Annotated in this window: 13 protein-coding genes and 1 other annotated feature; all 13 genes read left to right on the forward strand. The window is 30.1% G+C overall.

Annotated elements, in window-relative coordinates; all coding sequences use genetic code 11:
- Window positions 1-720: 720 nt before the first annotated feature.
- The 13 genes from RR561_RS06605 (at window position 721) to RR561_RS06665 (ending at window position 17272) form a co-directional block, all read left to right on the forward strand.
- Window positions 721-1356, forward strand: coding sequence for a cyclodeaminase/cyclohydrolase family protein (locus tag RR561_RS06605; RefSeq protein ID WP_332506764.1), 636 nt, complete (start codon window positions 721-723; stop codon window positions 1354-1356).
- Window positions 1346-2206 carry a bifunctional 5,10-methylenetetrahydrofolate dehydrogenase/5,10-methenyltetrahydrofolate cyclohydrolase gene (locus RR561_RS06610; RefSeq protein ID WP_332506765.1) on the forward strand — a complete coding sequence of 287 codons (861 nt, stop codon included), beginning with the start codon at window positions 1346-1348 and terminating at the stop codon, window positions 2204-2206. The genes RR561_RS06605 and RR561_RS06610 overlap by 11 nt, the downstream gene beginning before the upstream one ends.
- Before the next feature lie 398 nt (window positions 2207-2604).
- A complete protein-coding gene (locus tag RR561_RS06615) occupies window positions 2605-4191 on the forward strand; it encodes a ClC family H(+)/Cl(-) exchange transporter (RefSeq protein ID WP_332506766.1) in 1587 nt (528 codons plus the stop codon).
- 380 nt (window positions 4192-4571) lie between these two features.
- The gene (locus tag RR561_RS06620) at window positions 4572-6497 is read left to right on the forward strand and encodes an ATP-dependent helicase (RefSeq protein ID WP_332506767.1); all 1926 of its coding nucleotides are present in this window, start codon (window positions 4572-4574) and stop codon (window positions 6495-6497) included.
- Window positions 6498-6662: 165 nt separating this feature from the next.
- Window positions 6663-6866: a binding site (T-box leader), on the forward strand.
- A gap of 286 nt (window positions 6867-7152) precedes the next feature.
- Window positions 7153-7986, forward strand: a complete 834-nt coding sequence (locus tag RR561_RS06625) for a transporter substrate-binding domain-containing protein (protein ID WP_332506768.1) — start codon at window positions 7153-7155, stop codon at window positions 7984-7986.
- 157 nt (window positions 7987-8143) lie between these two features.
- Entirely contained in the window at window positions 8144-8809 is a 666-nt protein-coding gene (locus RR561_RS06630) for an amino acid ABC transporter permease (protein WP_332506769.1), read from the forward strand.
- 29 nt (window positions 8810-8838) lie between these two features.
- Window positions 8839-9579: an amino acid ABC transporter ATP-binding protein gene (locus RR561_RS06635; protein ID WP_332506770.1), complete on the forward strand. Its 741-nt coding sequence runs from the start codon at window positions 8839-8841 to the stop codon at window positions 9577-9579.
- 390 nt (window positions 9580-9969) lie between these two features.
- Window positions 9970-10575, forward strand: a complete 606-nt coding sequence (locus tag RR561_RS06640; RefSeq protein ID WP_332506771.1) for a hypothetical protein — start codon at window positions 9970-9972, stop codon at window positions 10573-10575.
- An 85-nt stretch (window positions 10576-10660) separates the two neighbouring features.
- A complete protein-coding gene (locus RR561_RS06645) occupies window positions 10661-11719 on the forward strand; it encodes an AEC family transporter (protein WP_334309596.1) in 1059 nt (352 codons plus the stop codon).
- A gap of 201 nt (window positions 11720-11920) precedes the next feature.
- Window positions 11921-13081, forward strand: a complete 1161-nt coding sequence (locus tag RR561_RS06650; protein ID WP_332506773.1) for a cysteine desulfurase family protein — start codon at window positions 11921-11923, stop codon at window positions 13079-13081.
- Between the two features lie 57 nt (window positions 13082-13138).
- Window positions 13139-14317, forward strand: coding sequence for a tRNA uracil 4-sulfurtransferase ThiI (gene thiI, locus RR561_RS06655; protein ID WP_332506774.1), 1179 nt, complete (start codon window positions 13139-13141; stop codon window positions 14315-14317).
- 77 nt (window positions 14318-14394) lie between these two features.
- On the forward strand, window positions 14395-15273 hold the full coding sequence (locus RR561_RS06660) for a patatin-like phospholipase family protein (RefSeq protein ID WP_332506775.1): 879 nt from the start codon (window positions 14395-14397) through the stop codon (window positions 15271-15273).
- Window positions 15274-15643: 370 nt separating this feature from the next.
- A complete protein-coding gene (locus RR561_RS06665) occupies window positions 15644-17272 on the forward strand; it encodes a DEAD/DEAH box helicase (protein ID WP_332506776.1) in 1629 nt (542 codons plus the stop codon).
- Window positions 17273-17444: the final 172 nt, after the last annotated feature.

Here is a 17444-nt window from a genome sequence, read left to right on the forward strand (position 1 = left end):
TTGTGAAAACTCAAGAAAAGAGAAAGAAAAAGCTTAATACGAAAGGGGTGTTTGTGATGTAGGATATAAATATTAGATATAAAAACATCAAAACAGTCAAAAAATCACGAAAAAATTATTGCGTTAATTTATAGATGGCAAAAAGTAAAAAGATGAAGTGTAAAAAGAGAAAGTAATGGTGAGAAAATTTAAAACTCAGTATTAAAGGGCTAATGGATCAAATATAATCTGTTAGCCCTTTTTAAATAAAGAGCTGAAAAAATGAAAGAGATAAATATATAATAAGTGGAATCCAAACATATTAAAAATAATAAAGAGCGTGAAAGACTGAAAATTGCGACTAAATGTTAGTTAAGGTCAAAAGATGGGTATATTATAAATAAATAGAAGAAAATAATATGTATAGTTTATATAGGAAATATGAGTGCTATTTTAAGGTTATAGTGTAGTTGTTGCAATTAGAAATATTTGTTGAAACTTAATACGTATTGCTTGGAGAATATAGGCATACGAGAAAGCATGGTGGTTGCGATGTAAAATTTAGCGAACGATGTTGATATTAGAGAAAATTTTATGGAGAACGGAAATCTTATTATGAGTACAACATCTAAATTTTAGGTAGGGAAGCTAACAAATTTGTTGGCTTCCTTTAATTTTGATTCAAAAAATGGTATACTTTTAGTTACTGACTATTTTTTACTTTAATATGAGGAGGCAAATATGAAAACAAAATATATAGATATGACTATGCAAAATTATGCAAATGAGCTTGCGTCGAATAAGAGTATGCCTGGTGGTGGAAGTGCAGCCGCTTATGCACTTACTCTTGCAAACTCTCTAGCATCTATGGTTGCTAATTTTACTACGGGCAAAAAGAAGTACTTAAAATATGAAAATGATATACAAAAAATATTGAAGAGAACGGATGAATTGTCTTTAGAAATTATATCTATGGTAGATGAAGATGCTGAAGCATTTTTACCATTAGCAGCAGCCTATAAGATGCCAAAAGAAACTGATGAGCAAAAAATATTAAAGGATATTGAGATGCAAAAATGTTTAAAAGTTGCTTCTATGGTGCCAATAAATACTATAAGAAAATGCAGTCAAGTATTGGATATTCATGAAGAGTTATCAACAAAAGGTTCAAAAATGTTGATAAGTGATGTTGGTGTAGGTGTTCAAATGGTGAAATCAGCGGCCTTAAGTGCAAAAATAAATGTTCTTATCAACATAAAAGACATAAAGGACTGTGAATTTGTGGATAATATTTCAAAAGAAATGAATAAATTGTTAGAAGATATTTGTCAAAGATGCGATAAAATATATAGTGAGGTGTTGGAAGATGTTAGATAAAAAATTACTTCTGGGTAAGGCAGTTGCTGATTCCCTGACAGAAAATATCATTAAAGATGTAGAATATTTAAAAAATGAAGGTGTAAATCCAACTCTTGCAATGCTAAAGGTAGGAAATAGAGAAGAAGATTCTGCATATCAAAGAGGTGCAAACAGTAGATGTATCAAGTGTGGTATAGAACCTAAAATTATAGAACTTGAAGAAGATTGTTCTGAAGAAGAATATATAAAGCAACTAAAGTCTCTAAATGAAGACAGTTCTGTACATGGAATACTTTGTTTTAGACCTTTGCCTAAACAAATTAGAGAAGAAGTAGTTGAGGATGTAATTGATCCAATTAAAGATATAGACTGTTTCTCTCCAATTAATATGGCGAAGATAATATCAAATGATAGTACTGGTTATGCTCCATGTACTCCAAAGGCAGTAATAGAAATTTTAGATTATTATAATATTAATATAGAAGGTGAAAATATTTCTGTATTAGGAAGATCTTTAGTAGTTGGAAGACCACTAGCTATGCTTCTTATAAATCGAAATGCGACGGTGAGAGTATGTCATTCTAAGACTAGAGACATTGAAAAAATATCTCAAGACAGTGATATTTTGATTTCTTGTATGGGAAGAGCGAAAATGGTGAATGAAAAATTTGTCAAAAAAGGCGCAGTATTAATAGATGTAGGCATCAATTTTGATGAAGATGGAAATATGTGTGGAGATGTTGATTTTGATTCTGTTATCGAAAAAGTTGACAAAATCACACCAGTACCAAGGGGTGTAGGTTCAGTAACGACATCTGTACTGGCAAAGCATCTGGTAAAGGCATGTAAAAAACTAAATAATTTATAAAAATATACTGCTATCAGAGTCAAAAGCATGATGGTAAAATATGTTTTTTATATAATATTTAAATAGTAGTTTCAAATGATTGTCAACAGATATAATTTATATGATTAGATAAGTGGCATTGTTGATAAATTTAAATTAAAGTATACATAATTTATGCTTACATATATAAAGTTAAATTTGTAAGTATTTGTAACAATAAAAATTTAAAATGCTTAAAAATAAAGTGATATCAACTATATGAATAAATATAACAATTTATTTATATAGTTGTATTTGCATGTGTTTTAAAGAATTTACTTAAAGTTTGTTTAAAACTATATTTGAAAATCGCTATATTTAGATAATTTTATTAAAACTTGACTATAATATATTAGTCAAGTCTTGTTTAAGGAGGTAGTATGTTTTCGTGGTTGAAAAATAGTAAGGATGAAAATATTTCAAATATGCTTAAGGCTACTGATGGACTTAAATACAAGATGATAGTATATTCTTTTGTTATAGGAATAGTGACTGGTGCAATTATAGTATTGTATAGAGTCTTGGGGCAATACTTATTGGGGCACTTTGTCAATATGTATGCCTATGCTCAAGGTAAACCACTTATAATATTAGGAATTTTTATTATTTTAATTTTAATGTCCATGTTCGTGGCATTTTGTATAAAGCAAGAACCAAATATTTCGGGATCAGGTATTCCTCAGGTGAAGGGAATAATGACCCGAAAAATTGAAGTTAATTGGCTGAAAGTTCTCATATATAAATTTTTTGGTGGAATAATGTGTTTGGCAGCTGGCTTATCTGTAGGTCGAGAAGGTCCGTCTGTACAAATGGGGGCAGCAATAGGCGAAGGGATTTCAAAGAAGACTAATCAAATGGATTATGAACACAAGTATTTAATCACTAGCGGGGCATCTGCAGGTTTGTCTGCAGCATTTAATGCACCCTTGGCAGGAGTAATGTTTGCATTGGAAGAGATTCATAAGAATTTTTCACCAATAGTACTTATGTCTGCTATGATTTCAGCTCTGAGTGCAGATGTAGTAAGCAAATTTATACTTGGAATTAACCCTTCTCTTAGATTTAATATGCTTAGTAAAATGCCAATAAAATATTACTGGTCACTGATATTACTTGGAATATTAGTTGGCTTAAGTAGTTATATATTCAATAAAGGTTTGCTGTATACCAAGCATAAATACAGAGATTTACCAATCAGAACTGAGTTTAAAATAATGATACCATTTATATGTTCTGGAATTATAGGGATGACATTTCCAATTTTAATAGGTGGTGGTCATACTCTTATAATGAGTTTAGGAACAGTTCATATGAGTATTTTGATGATGCTTTTAGCACTACTTATTAAGTACTTATTTACATTTATATCATTTGGATCAGGTGTTCCAGGGGGGATATTTTTTCCTTTGTTAGCATTAGGAGCTTTGATAGGGGGTATTTGTGGTACTATATGTATCAAATATCTAGGCATTCCAGAAGAGTTTTTAATTAATTTTGCAATACTTGCTATGGCAGGTCATTTTGCAGCGATAGTAAAGGCACCAATTACAGGAATTATACTTATATTTGAAATGACGGGTTCTTTTGAACAGTTATTACCATTATCGTTAGTAGTATTTATAGCAATGTTGGTATCTGATATATTAGGAGTGACACCTGTGTATGATGATTTGTTAGATGATCTATTGGATAAGGAACATCTTGAATACAAGGGAAATGAAAATAAAAAAACTTTGGTGGAGCTTTCAGTCCATCTTGGAAGTGAGGTAGATGGCAAAAGACTTGTGGAAATTAAGTGGCCACAAAATTGCTTGGTGGTAGCTTTGTATAGAGGTGAAAAAGAAATAATACCTAGAGGAAATACAATGATATTAGATGGAGATTTACTTTTAATAATGGTTAATCAGACTGAATCAGCTGAGATGTTGGATTATTTAACTGGAATAACTTCTTCCTCTTTAGGATAATAAATAAGACCAAGGGATTCCTTGGTCTTATTTATTATAGTATTTATATATTTTTATAGCGTAAAGTATAATTTGAATTTTTTCTTGTCAATAGTGAGATTAGATGTGATAAAATAGAATACGTTATATCATTTAAAATATTAATTAGCTTAATATTTTTATAGGGCATTTTATTAAAAAAAACACTTATCTAAAATGAAACTTAAGCTAAAAATAGCTTAGAATTAAAATAAAAAATCGAAATAAAATGTAAAAGTATATATCATAAAAATAAATGATGTACAAAATAGATAATAAATAAAAAAATGTATTTATAAAAAATATAAAATAAAAGAATCTATAAAGGTATATTTAAATAAAAAATCAAGAAGGGAGATATCGTGGAAGAATTAAATGAAAATCAAAAATTAGCTATAAACTATATAAACGGGCCGTGCCTAGTCTTGGCAGGACCAGGATCTGGCAAGACTAGGGTCATAGCTCATAGAATAGTGAATATGATAGAAAATTATAATATAGCACCTACTAGAATATTAGCAATTAGTTTTACAAAGGCATCTTCTATAGAAATGAGAAAGAAAACTTTGGAAATATCAAATGATGATAGGATAAAAAAAGTTAATTTTGGAACATTTCACTCATCATTTTTCAGGATTTTAAGAAGATACGCTGGTGTTAGAATAGAGGATTTAATATCAGAGTCTGATAGATTTGGACTAATAAAGAGCATTTTAAAACATTTGAAGGTAGAAAATTTTAATGATGATGATGTGGCTGATGTTTTATCGGAAATATCTCTAGTCAAAAATGAGTTGATGAATCCATTAGAATTTGAATCACAGGTATTTTCAAATGAGGAATTTCAAGATATTTTTAGACTTTATGAAAAGGCAAAAAAATCTGCAAATAAAATTGATTTTGATGACATGTTGATATTGACATACTCCTTACTTAAAAAACAAGCACCCGTATTAAATATAGTAAGGCAAGTATTTAAGTATATTTTAATCGATGAGTTTCAAGATATAAATAGAGTGCAGTTTGAGGTAATAAAACTAATATCAGATCCAAATAATAATGTATTCGTTGTTGGGGATGAAGATCAAAGCATATATGGATTTAGAGGAGCAAGACCTGACTTTATGATGGATTTTGAAAAGCATTTTGAAGGTGCCAAAAGGGTTACTTTGGATATCAACTATAGGTCAAAGCAAAATATAGTAGAAACTTCTCAAAGTTTAATTAAAAATAATAAAAATAGATATGAAAAATCAATAAATTCAAACTCAAATAAAGATGGTGAGATAAGATATATTTCTCCAAAAGACACAGATGATGAGGCTCTAGTAATTGCCAAAGAAATTAAGTCTATGGTTGAATCAAAAAATACACAAACAAAAAAAAGTACTAAAAAAATTGATGATAAAACAGATTTTGAATATAGTGACTTTGCAGTTATATATAGGACAAACAGGCAGGCAAGAGCATTTGTAGATGTTTTTATGGATTATAGAATACCATTTGTATTAAAGGACTTGGCAAAAAGTATATATGATCATTGGGTTAGTCTAGACATAATTTCTTATTTAAAGATAGCTGCAAACATAGCTACAAATGATGATTGGTCTAGAATAATTAACAAACCGTTCAGATATATATCAAAGCATGCCATTAAAGAGGCCAATAGCTCCAAAGGTTTCTTTGAGTCTTTGATGGACAATGATGATATAAAATCTTTTCAAAAAAAAGATTTAGAGGCTTTGAATGATGATCTATATTATATCAGAAGCCTTGCTCCAGAATATGCTATATCATACATTAGAACAACTTTAGATTATGATCGATATATACTAGAGTACTGTCACAATAGAAAAATAAAGGCAAAACAAATAGTCGATATACTAGATGAATTAGAGACATCTGCAAAATCGTACAAAACTTTGTTTGACTTTTTTAAGCATATTGAAGCGGTTAGAGAAGAAATGAAAAAAAGAACTGATAAAAAATCAGGCTCGGCAGAAGATATGATGAAAGAAGGAGTTGTGTTATCTACTATGCATAGTGCTAAAGGTTTAGAATTTGATAATGTGTATATTAGTGGAGTTAATGACTCTGTAATTCCCTATATAGCTTCAGATGAAGAAGATGCAAAGGATAAAAATTATGAAGAAGAGAGAAGACTTTTGTATGTAGGCATAACTCGTGCAAAGAATAATCTTGTAATTTCTAGTCCATTAAAAAGATATGGCAAAAAGATATCTAAATCCAGATTTTTAAATGAAACAAAAAATAAAAAGCCTAGATAAATTATTTCTAAAGCAAAATTCTAAATCAAAATATAGATAAGTATATTTATACAGTATTAATATTTGAATAGAAATTAATACTGTATAAAAGTAATTTTAAAATATATCTTAAAAATCACTTGACATTTAAAATATCTGCTCGTATAATTAGTGTTACAACATAAATATGAACCGATGAAGAAGAGAGTAACTTAAATGAATTTACAGCGAGTTGGGGTTGGTGTGAGCCTGACATTGGATTTTATAGTGAAGAGAGCTTTGGAGGTTACTAGAAGAATAAAGTATTTTAGTAGGTTTCCCGCCTTAAGGGTTTGAGAGGACAGTATAGCTGTCAATGAGAGTGGTAACGCGGAATTATTCGTCTCTTGGTCTTTTGGACCAAGGGACTTTTTTTATACAAAAATTCTCATTGATACAATATAAAATTGATTATCTAAAGTAAATAAAAATACAGAATGATATTTTCTGATTTATAATTTTCGCATTTAGATGTTCAGTGAACTCGATAAATAGTATTTAAAGATACTGTTTTGAAGAGTAGTATTTTGCTATTGTCAATAAGAGTGGTAACGCGGAATTTTCGTCTCTTGGTTTTTAAACCAAGAGACTTTTTTTGTACAAAAATTATAATATTTTAAAGAGAAGGAGAATAAAAATGAAATTTGGATTAAAGAAATTATTAGCATTAGGTTTAGTAGCAGTTATGGCAGTAGGAGTTGTAGGATGTGGCAATAGTAAAGATTCTGATAAGGCAGTCTTAGATGAGATTAAAGAAAAAGGAACAGTTGTGGTAGGTACATCTCCAGACTATCCCCCTTTCGAATTTGCTATATCAGAAAATGGTAAGAGTAAAATAGTAGGTGCTGATATAGATCTTGCACAGAAAATGGCAGATAAAATGGGAGTTAAGCTAGAGGTTAAAGCAATGGATTTCGATGCATTAATTCCAGCTTTACAGGCAGATAAGGTAGATATGGTAATTACTGGTATGTCTCCAGACCCTACTCGTGAAAAATCAGTAGATTTCTCAGATGTGTATTTTAAGGGAGAAAATGGAGTATTAGTAAAGGCTGAAGATAAGGACAAAATAAAGACAGAAGATGAATTAAAGAAGCTAAAACTTGGAGTTCAAAAAGGATCTACTCAAGAAACATATGTAAGAGATGGATTAAAGAAAGATGACTATAAGGCTCTAACAGCAGTGCCAGATTTAATTACAGATATGAAAAATGGAAATATAGATGCAGTTGTTTTAAACAATAAGGTAGCAAAGATAAATGAAGGTAAGTATGATGGAGTCAAGATGTTAGAAGGTCTTAAATTAACAAGCGGTGGCGATGAAGAAGCTATGGCTATTGCAGTAAAAAAGGGTAATAACAAGACATTTATAGATTTATTAAATGCAGAAATAAAAGAATTAAATTCTAATGGCGAATACGATAAAATTCTTTCTAATGCAGTAGATCTAGTATCAAAAGAAGAAAAGTAATAAAAGAGTAATTGAAAAACTATACGCCACTTGTAAAAACCGAGTGGCGTATATAAATTAAGTTTATTAAATACTACAAAAATAACTATTACTAGATAATTATTTTTGCAGTATTTAATAGAAATTAAAATATTAATTAAAGAAAGAGGAGAATAAAATGGGATATATAGTTGATTATTTTGGCTCTTACCTATCAGGTGCGGGCGTAACAATATTAATATCTTTACTAGCTCTAGTAGCGGGTTTTATATTGGGATTAGTAGTATGTATAGCGAGAATATCTAATTCAAAGATACTAAAGGTAATATCAGGAATATATATAGAGGTAGTGAGAGGTACACCTTTACTAGTGCAGATAATGATTATAGCATATGCACTTCCACAGGTAGGAGTTCAATTTCCAAGTATACTCGGCATGGGCACAGAGTTCACAGGCGGATTAGTCGCCCTTACATTAAACTCTGGAGCTTACATAGCAGAAATTATGAGATCAGGAATTCAATCTATAAATAAAGGTCAGATGGAAGCAAGTCGTTCTTTAGGTTTTAATTACTGGCAGGCAATGAGATTTATCATAGTTCCACAAGCTATAAAAAATATACTTCCTGCACTTGCAAATGAATTCGTTACTTTGGTAAAAGAATCAGCGATTGTATCATTTGTAGGTATAGCAGATATTATGTTTGTTGCAAATACAGTAAAAAATTCTACATATAAAGCATTTGGTCCATATATATTTGCAGCTTTGATATACTTTATAATAACATTTACTTTATCTAAGCTGATTGGGCTATTAGAAAAGAAAATGACAGTAGATAAATAGAGTTACAAGCTTGATTAAGGAGGAAGAAAATGAGTGAAAATAATGCATTGTTGGAAATAAAAGATTTACATAAATCATTCGGAAATTTGGATGTAATAAAAGGAGTAGATCTTGAAATAGATAAAGGTGATATATTAGTAATAGTAGGGCCTTCTGGTTCTGGTAAAAGTACAGTACTAAGATGTATGAATTTATTGGAAAATCCAACATCTGGAGATATAATATTTGAAGGTGAAAGTATAGTAAATAATAAAAAAGCGATAGATAAAGTAAGGGAAAAGATAGGAATGGTATTTCAAAATTTCAATCTATTTCCTAATAAAACAATAATAGATAATATAATCCTAGCACCTATGAAGGTAAAAGGAAAGAGCAAGGAAGAAGCTACAAAAAAGGCAGAAGAACTTTTAAATAGAGTTGGCTTAATAGATAAGAAAAATGCCTATCCAACACAGCTTTCAGGAGGCCAGCAACAGCGTATAGCCATTGCTAGAGCATTAGCTATGGAGCCTGATGTAATGCTATTTGATGAGCCTACATCAGCTCTTGATCCTGAGATGGTAAATGAAGTTTTGGATGTAATAAAAGAACTTGCAAATGAAGGTATGACTATGGCAATTGTAACTCATGAGATGGGGTTTGCAAAAGAAGTGGCAGATAGAGTTGTATTTATCGATGAAGGAATAATAGTAGAAGATGGTACACCAGATGAGGTGTTTAATCACTCTAAGAGTGACAGAGCAAAAGACTTCTTTAATAAAATATTATAAATTAAATGTAAAAGCAAGCGACTATAAATATTATTTATAGTCGCTTGTTTTTTTATTGTTATATATATATGTATATAAATTAATATTTGGTGTTTCTAATTTAGACAAAATCGTATATAATAGTGGTAGTTGACTTTTTTGGAAAAAAATGACTAGAAGTGTGTTATTTACTTGAAAATAAATATTTAATGTAAATATTTTTTAAAGATTTGTTGTTTTTAATTATAATGAAAATTATGAAATATATAATTTTAATATTAAATATATCATATTTAAATTAGAAATTTTACGCTTGGATAGAGAAGTTTCCAAATAAATTATACCGCCAATGTCACCATTTGTTTTGTGACTTATTTTTATTATTAAGAAAGGGAGAGCTACTTATATAGTATGAAAAAATTTTATCCGTTAATAAAATTTGTAGTCTTTCTGACGGTACTTATATTTGCATTTATAAAGATAGATCCATTTTCTAGAATGAAAAATGATCCGGTAGATATTCTAAATCAAGATAATTTGGCTAAAAATGTGGATAGCGAGACAATATCACCAGATTCTATTAAATATTCAGAGCATCTAAAAGATAAGCATGGTTCAGTAAGAAGAGTCGTGTTTAATGAAGAAAAAGGAATACTAAGAATAGTGTATTATAGTACTTCTCATACAGAAGGACAAACTGAATTAAGAAATTTTGCGTACCAAAGTTCGGATATTTTAGAGAACTTGAGAAAAAATCCTAAAATTGAATCAATTGAATTTACTCAGGAAGTGAGTATGGGTAATGGTACAAATGTTGAAAATGCAATATATGCATATTTTAATAGAAACAACTTTGATAGCATAGATTATTCAAAGTGGAAAGAAGATATAAGAGAAAAAGATAACTTCATGTTGTTTTTTAACAAGTCAAATAAGTATATGATTTATAGCGATTTGATTAAAGATCTAAAAACAGATGCAGTTAGAGTTATGGATTATAAAAACATGATGAAATAAATTAAATAAATTTATGAATACATCTATCAGAAAAAAACTGATAGATGTGTCTTATTGTGTATACATTAGACAAAGAGGATAAGAGGTGTTGATTTTGGAAAACTTTATATTTGCATTAAATGCAACCATGCCAGTTTTTCTAATTATTGTTTTAGGAAAGTTTTTAATGAAAAAGGGTATAATAACAGAAAAATGGACTAAAGTTACCGATAAATTTGCTTTTAAGGTAGCTCTTCCCATTACCCTATTTCTAGATATTGCAGACATGAATATAGATCCCAGCAGTAACTTGAGGTTGGTAATATTTTGTATGGTGGTGACCACTATAATGTTTTTTGTGACGTGGTTACTGGCATATATATTCTTAAAGGATAAAACCATGGTAGGCTCATTCACTCAGGGGTCAGTGAGAGGGAGTGCAGCTATATTAGGTATTCCTTTTGCAATGAATATATATGGAAGAGCTGGTATGGTACCTCTGATGATATTGGCGGTAGTTCCGTTATTTAATGCCTATTCGGTAATTATATTGGCTGTTTCATCAAATTTTAGAAATAAAACTAAGAAAAAAAATATTACGGAAATAAGTATAGGACAGTATTCAAAAGATAATAAACTTAGTGATTCAAAGAAAAAAGTAAATGATAGTATTAGTGATCAAGGGGTAAAATTGAGCTGTGGAAAAGTGTTAAAATCCATCGTAACAAATCCTTTGATAGTGGGGATAGCATTGGGATTTCCATTTTGTATCTTTCAACTAAAAATACCTTTTATTCTACATCAATCTCTATGTCAGATTGGAGATACTGCAACAGCTCTAATGCTAATATCAATAGGTGCAGGATTTGAACTTAAAGATTTGACATCTAAATTTAAGCATTCTTTAATTTCTACATCTATTAAGCTAGTGATACTGCCTTTGATATTTATGCCAATAGCAGTATCTATGGGCTTTAGAAATGGTGCTTTAGTTGCAATACTTATTATGCTTGCTTCACCAGCCGCTATATCGGGATATGTAATGTCTAAAAGTATGAACAATGACTATATACTTATGTCAAATACAATTGTAATGACAACTTTATTTTCAGCGGTGACATTTACATTTTGGATATTTGGGCTAAAGTGTCTAAACTTAATATAAGGCTAAATTTAAAAATATTATATTATTTACTTTGTTTAAAACTAAGATCAATAAATATGGCAGTATTGGAAATTATTTCTAGTACTGCCATATTTATTTGCTGTATAAGATATCTATGACTTGCTGAAATATAATTTTATTTAAATATTTAATACTTTTAATATCTGTGGTATAATAAAGTTTTGTAAAGGGGTTGATCTGATGAAGGTCTATTTAGACAATAGCGCAACTACAAAGCCATATAAAGAGGTTGTAGAGGAAATGATAGTTTCATTGACAGATGATTTTGCAAATCCTTCTGCTGCTTACAGAGATGGGTTTGAAGTAGAGAAAAAAATAAAGCAAATAAGAAATAATATAGCCAAAACTATTGGCGTTGAAGATAAATCTATAATATTTACTTCTGGAGGTACAGAAAGTAATAATGCGATAATTAGAAGCGTTGCATATTTGAATAAAAAGAGAAAAAATCATATTATAACTACAGCAATTGAACATCCTGCAGTTTTAAATACAGTAAAAGACTTAGAAAATGATGGATTTGATGTAACTATTTTGGATGTAAATAGCAAGGGATATATTGATATTGAGGACTTAGAAAATGCTATTACAGATAAAACATGTCTAATAAGTGTTATGTTTGTAAATAACGAGATAGGTTGTGTTGAACCGATCAAAGAAATCGGGGAAATGCTTAAAAAACAAAAAAATAAAGTCTTTTTTCATGTAGATGCAGTTCAAGGATATGGAAAAATTGACTTTAAGTTGAATGATCTAAATGTTGATTTTATGAGCGTTAGTGCCCATAAGATTCATGGTCCAAAGGGAATTGGATTTATGTATATCAAAGATACAAGTAAGTTTAAAGCTCTTTTAGAGGGAGGTGGACAGGAGTCTAACCTTAGATCGGGAACAGAAAATGTGCCAGGCATATATGGAATGGGTAAGGCTGTAGAGATAGTTTTTTCTAATCTAGAGGATAATATATCCTATATAAGAGATCTAAAAAACTACCTATGGGAAAAGTTATCAGGAAATATAGAGGATATAAAGCTTAACTCAGATATAGAAAATGGAGTATGTCACGTGTTAAATGTATCATTTGATGGAGTAAAGGGAGAAGTTCTTCTTCATTATCTAGAAGGTGATGATATATCTGTATCTACAGGGTCAGCTTGTTCTGCTAAGAAAAAAGGAAGTCATGTTTTAAATGCAATTGGGTTAAAACCAAGTGAAATAGAAGGAGCAGTTAGATTTAGCCTTTGTGATATGAATACAAAAGAAGAAATTGATTACACTGTTGAAAAAATCAAGTCTCATATTGAAATGATTAGACTTATATCAAAAAGAAAAAGAAGATAGTGAAGTTATAAGTTTAAAAATATTTAATTACATATTATAGTTGAAAGGGAATGAGAAATGTACAATATATTAATAGCCAAGTATGGTGAAATAGGAGTTAAAGGAAAAAATAGATATATATTTGAAAATAAGTTGATAAGAAACATTAGAAATATGCTAAAATCTATGGGAAAATTTAATGTTTACAAAGAATATGGAAGAATATACATAGATGTAGATGATAGCAATTATAAAGAGGTAATGAATGAAGTAAGAAAGGTGTTCGGAGTGGTAGGGGTTTGTCCTGCTATGAAGAGAGAAAAGGACTATCAAATATTAAAAGATACAGCTTTATTAATGCTTGAAAAGAAGGTAGAAGAAGGAGCTAAAACTTTTAAGGTTCAATCAAAAAGAGGAGATAAGAGCTTCCCTATGACTTCTCAAGAGATGAGTATAGATATAGGTGGTTACGTTCTTACAAATCTAAATAATCCAGATGTAAGCGTAGACGTAAGAAATCCAGAAGTAAAGATCACTTGCGAATATAGAAATGAACATACTTTGGTATATGCAGATTCAGTTGAAGGATATGGTGGATTGCCTATTGGAACAAATGGAAAGGCAATGACTCTTTTATCTGGAGGGATAGACAGTCCAGTGGCATCTTGGTTGGTTGCTAAAAGAGGTGTAGATATAGAAGCCGTACACTTCCATTCTTACCCATTTACAAATGAAAGATCTCAAGAAAAAGTGAGAGAACTTGCAAAGATACTTTCTAAATACTGTGGGCCAATCAAGCTTCATATGGTAAATACTTTAGATATTCAAAAGGCTATAGCAGAAAATTGTAATGAAGAAGAAACAACAATACTGTCTAGAAGATTTATGATGAGAATAGCTGAAAAAATAGGTCAAAGTAGATATTGTGATGCCCTAGTGACAGGAGAAAGTATAGGTCAGGTAGCATCTCAAACAATGCAAGGATTGGTTTGTACAAATGCATCTGTATCGGTACCTGTATTTAGACCACTTATAGCAATGGATAAGATAGATATAATAAAAGTAGCTGAAGAAATAGGAACATATGAAACTTCAATAATACCTGAAGCGGATTGTTGCTCATTATTTTCACCTAAAAAACCAGTTACAAAACCTAGATTAGAAAGAATAGAAAAATCAGAAGAAAAATTAGATGTAGAAGCATTAATAGATTCAGCAATAGAAAAATCAGTTATGGAGACTATATCATACGAATAAATTTATTTTAAATTAAGGATTGTGCACTATAATTAAAGATTATAGTGCACAATTTTAATTTGTATGGAGGTGTTTGTATGGAGCTAGAAAATAACGTTAAAAATATAGCTTTAATATTTGAAGGTGGAGGCATGAGAGGTGCATTTACAGCGGGTATTGTAAATACACTTCTAGAAAATGAAATATATTTCGATTATGTATCAGGAATTTCAGCAGGTACGAGTGCAACATTAAACTATCTATCTAGAGATAAGAAAAGAACTTGGGATTCTTTTGTAGAGTTGGTTGATGATCCCAACTTTGGTGGATGGAAATCTTTTTTTAAGGGAAATGGATTCTTTAATAGCGAGTATATATATGAAGAGATTGGAAGACCAGGAGAATGGTTGGAGTTTGACTATGAGACATTTTCAGCTAATCCAGCAAAGTATAGAATAGTAGCATATGATGTTGAAGAGAATAGAGCTAGAAATTTTACGAACTCAGATGTAAGTTCTCTTGAAGATTTGATGAAAATCGCTAGAGCATCTTCATCTCTACCAATTTTGATGCCTTCTACAATTATTAATGATAAAATATACTATGATGGAGGTCTTACTGGTGGTATTGCTTTAGATATTGCAATAGAGGATGGTTTCGATAAATTCTTTATTGTTAGAACTCAAGAAAAAGAATACAGAAAAGGACCGGTAAAGCATACAAGATTTTTTAAAAGACACTTCAAAGACTATCCTGGGGTAGCTGAAGCTCTTATAGAAAGACCTCAGGTCTACAATAATCAATGTGATAGAGTTGAAGAACTTGAAAGACAGGGTAAGGCATATGTAGTATATCCAGAACAGATGGATATAACAAATAGAGAAACAAATAAAGAAAAATTAGCATCTATATACCAACAAGGTCATGATATAGGGACGCGTGATATAGATAAATGGAAAGAATTTTTATTTAAATAAATTTTTGAAGAATAATTTTTAGAAGCATTTAGACAATTTTACTAATCTAGATGCTTTTTGATTTTTTCAATTTTTCAAATATGCATTTATGAGAAGATTTAGGGTATATAGTATAAAGTACTATATATGTTATAGTGAATATAGAATGTAAGCAAATCAAAAATAAGTCGAAGGAATAAAGGCAATTTTCTGCAAAATATAAAAATATGCATTTATAGAGTATATCAAAGTATTTTAAATAGAATGAAAAGATTTTCTTGGATTTTTTTTATAGTGTTAAATAAAAGATTATAAAATCTTTAAAAAAATAGTTTGCAAAAAATGTATTTTGCAAGTATAATAAATAGGTATTGTAAAGAAAGGATGTTTTATGGAAATAAATAATTTTAATGAATTAGAGATAAAGAAAGAAATAAAAATGGCTATTGAGGATTTAGGTTACGAGAAACCATCTCCAATACAGGCAAGAGCTATTCCTACTATGTTAGAAGGAAATGATGTCATCGGTCAGGCTCAGACAGGAACAGGAAAGACAGCAGCATTTAGTATTCCGATTCTTGAAAAAATCGATGTAAAGGACAAAAGCGTTCAGGCGATAATTTTATGCCCTACAAGAGAATTAGCTATTCAGGTTTCAGAAGAAATCAAGAAGCTAACTACACACATGCGTGGGTTAAGAACACTTCCAGTATATGGCGGACAGCCGATACAGAGACAGATTAAGGCTTTAAAGAGTGGAGTTCAGGTAGTAATAGGTACTCCAGGTAGAGTAATAGACCATATAAATAGAAAGACATTAAAGTTGTCTAATATAAAAATGGTAGTTTTAGATGAAGCAGATGAAATGTTGGACATGGGCTTTAGAGAAGATATAGAGACTATATTAACTAATGTTCCAGATGAAAGACAGACTGCATTATTCTCAGCGACTATGCCAAAGTCAATCTTAGATTTAACTAAGAAGTATCAAAATGATCCAATTCATATCAAGGTAGTAAGAAAAGAACTTACAGTTTCAAATATCAAACAGTTCTATGTAGAGACTAGAAATTCAAACAGATTAGAAGTTTTGACAAGAGTAGTAGATGTATACGATCCAAAGCTAACAGTTATATTTACAAATACGAAGAAGGGTGCAGACGAGTTGGTCTCAAACCTTCAAGCTAGAGGATACTCTGCAGATTCTCTTCATGGAGATATGAAGCAGGCACAAAGAGACATCGTAATGGAAAAGTTCAGAGCGTCAACTATAGAGATACTTGTTGCTACAGATGTTGCAGCTAGAGGTATTGATATCGATGATGTAGAATGTGTTATCAACTATGATCTACCTCAGGATGAAGAATACTATGTTCATAGAATAGGTAGAACAGGTAGAGCTGGTAGAGAAGGTATAGCATTTTCTTTTGCATTCGGAAGAGATATGAGAAGATTAAGAGATATTGAAAGATATACAAAGTCTAAAATAGAGAAGCATCCAATACCAACAGTAGCAGATGTAGAAGGTAAGAAGATTAGCCAGTTCTTTGATTCTATAAAGGAAACTTTAGAAGAAGGAAAAATGACTAAGCAAGTACAGTGGGTAGAAGAATTTTGCGAAAAAGAAGATTATTCTTTGGTAGAAATTTGTGCGGCGATTGTTAAAAATAGCATTGGCGATGAAGAAAAAATAGAAATAAAAGAAGAAAGATCTAGAGATAACAATAGAGATAATAATGGTAGAAATAATAGAAGAAAAAACCATAGTGCTGCAGATATGACTAGATTATTCTTAAACGTTGGTAGAAAGCAAAAGGTTCAGGCTAAAGATATATTAGGTTCAATAGCTGGAGAAACTGGTGTCAAAGGTAGTCAAATTGGAAACATAGATGTGTATGACAAGTATACATTCGTAGATGTTGACAAAGATATGGCCAAGACAATAATAACTAAGATGAAAAATAGAAAGATTAAGGGTAATAAACTTAATATAGAAAGAGCCAACAGAAAATCTAAGTAATAGCGTATATTTATAAATTATAAATATGAATGAGATGACAGCATATGAAGGAAGTATTCTTTAACTGCTGTCTTTTTTTTGCAAAAATATTTAAGCAATTATAAAAATATAATAAAAGATATAAAATAAAAAAGACGACACATTGTGTCGTCTTTTAATTTAAGTATTAATA

Origin of the sequence: Peptostreptococcus sp. (genome assembly GCF_036639115.1) — a bacterium.
Classification (GTDB): Bacteria; Bacillota; Clostridia; order Peptostreptococcales; family Peptostreptococcaceae; genus Peptostreptococcus.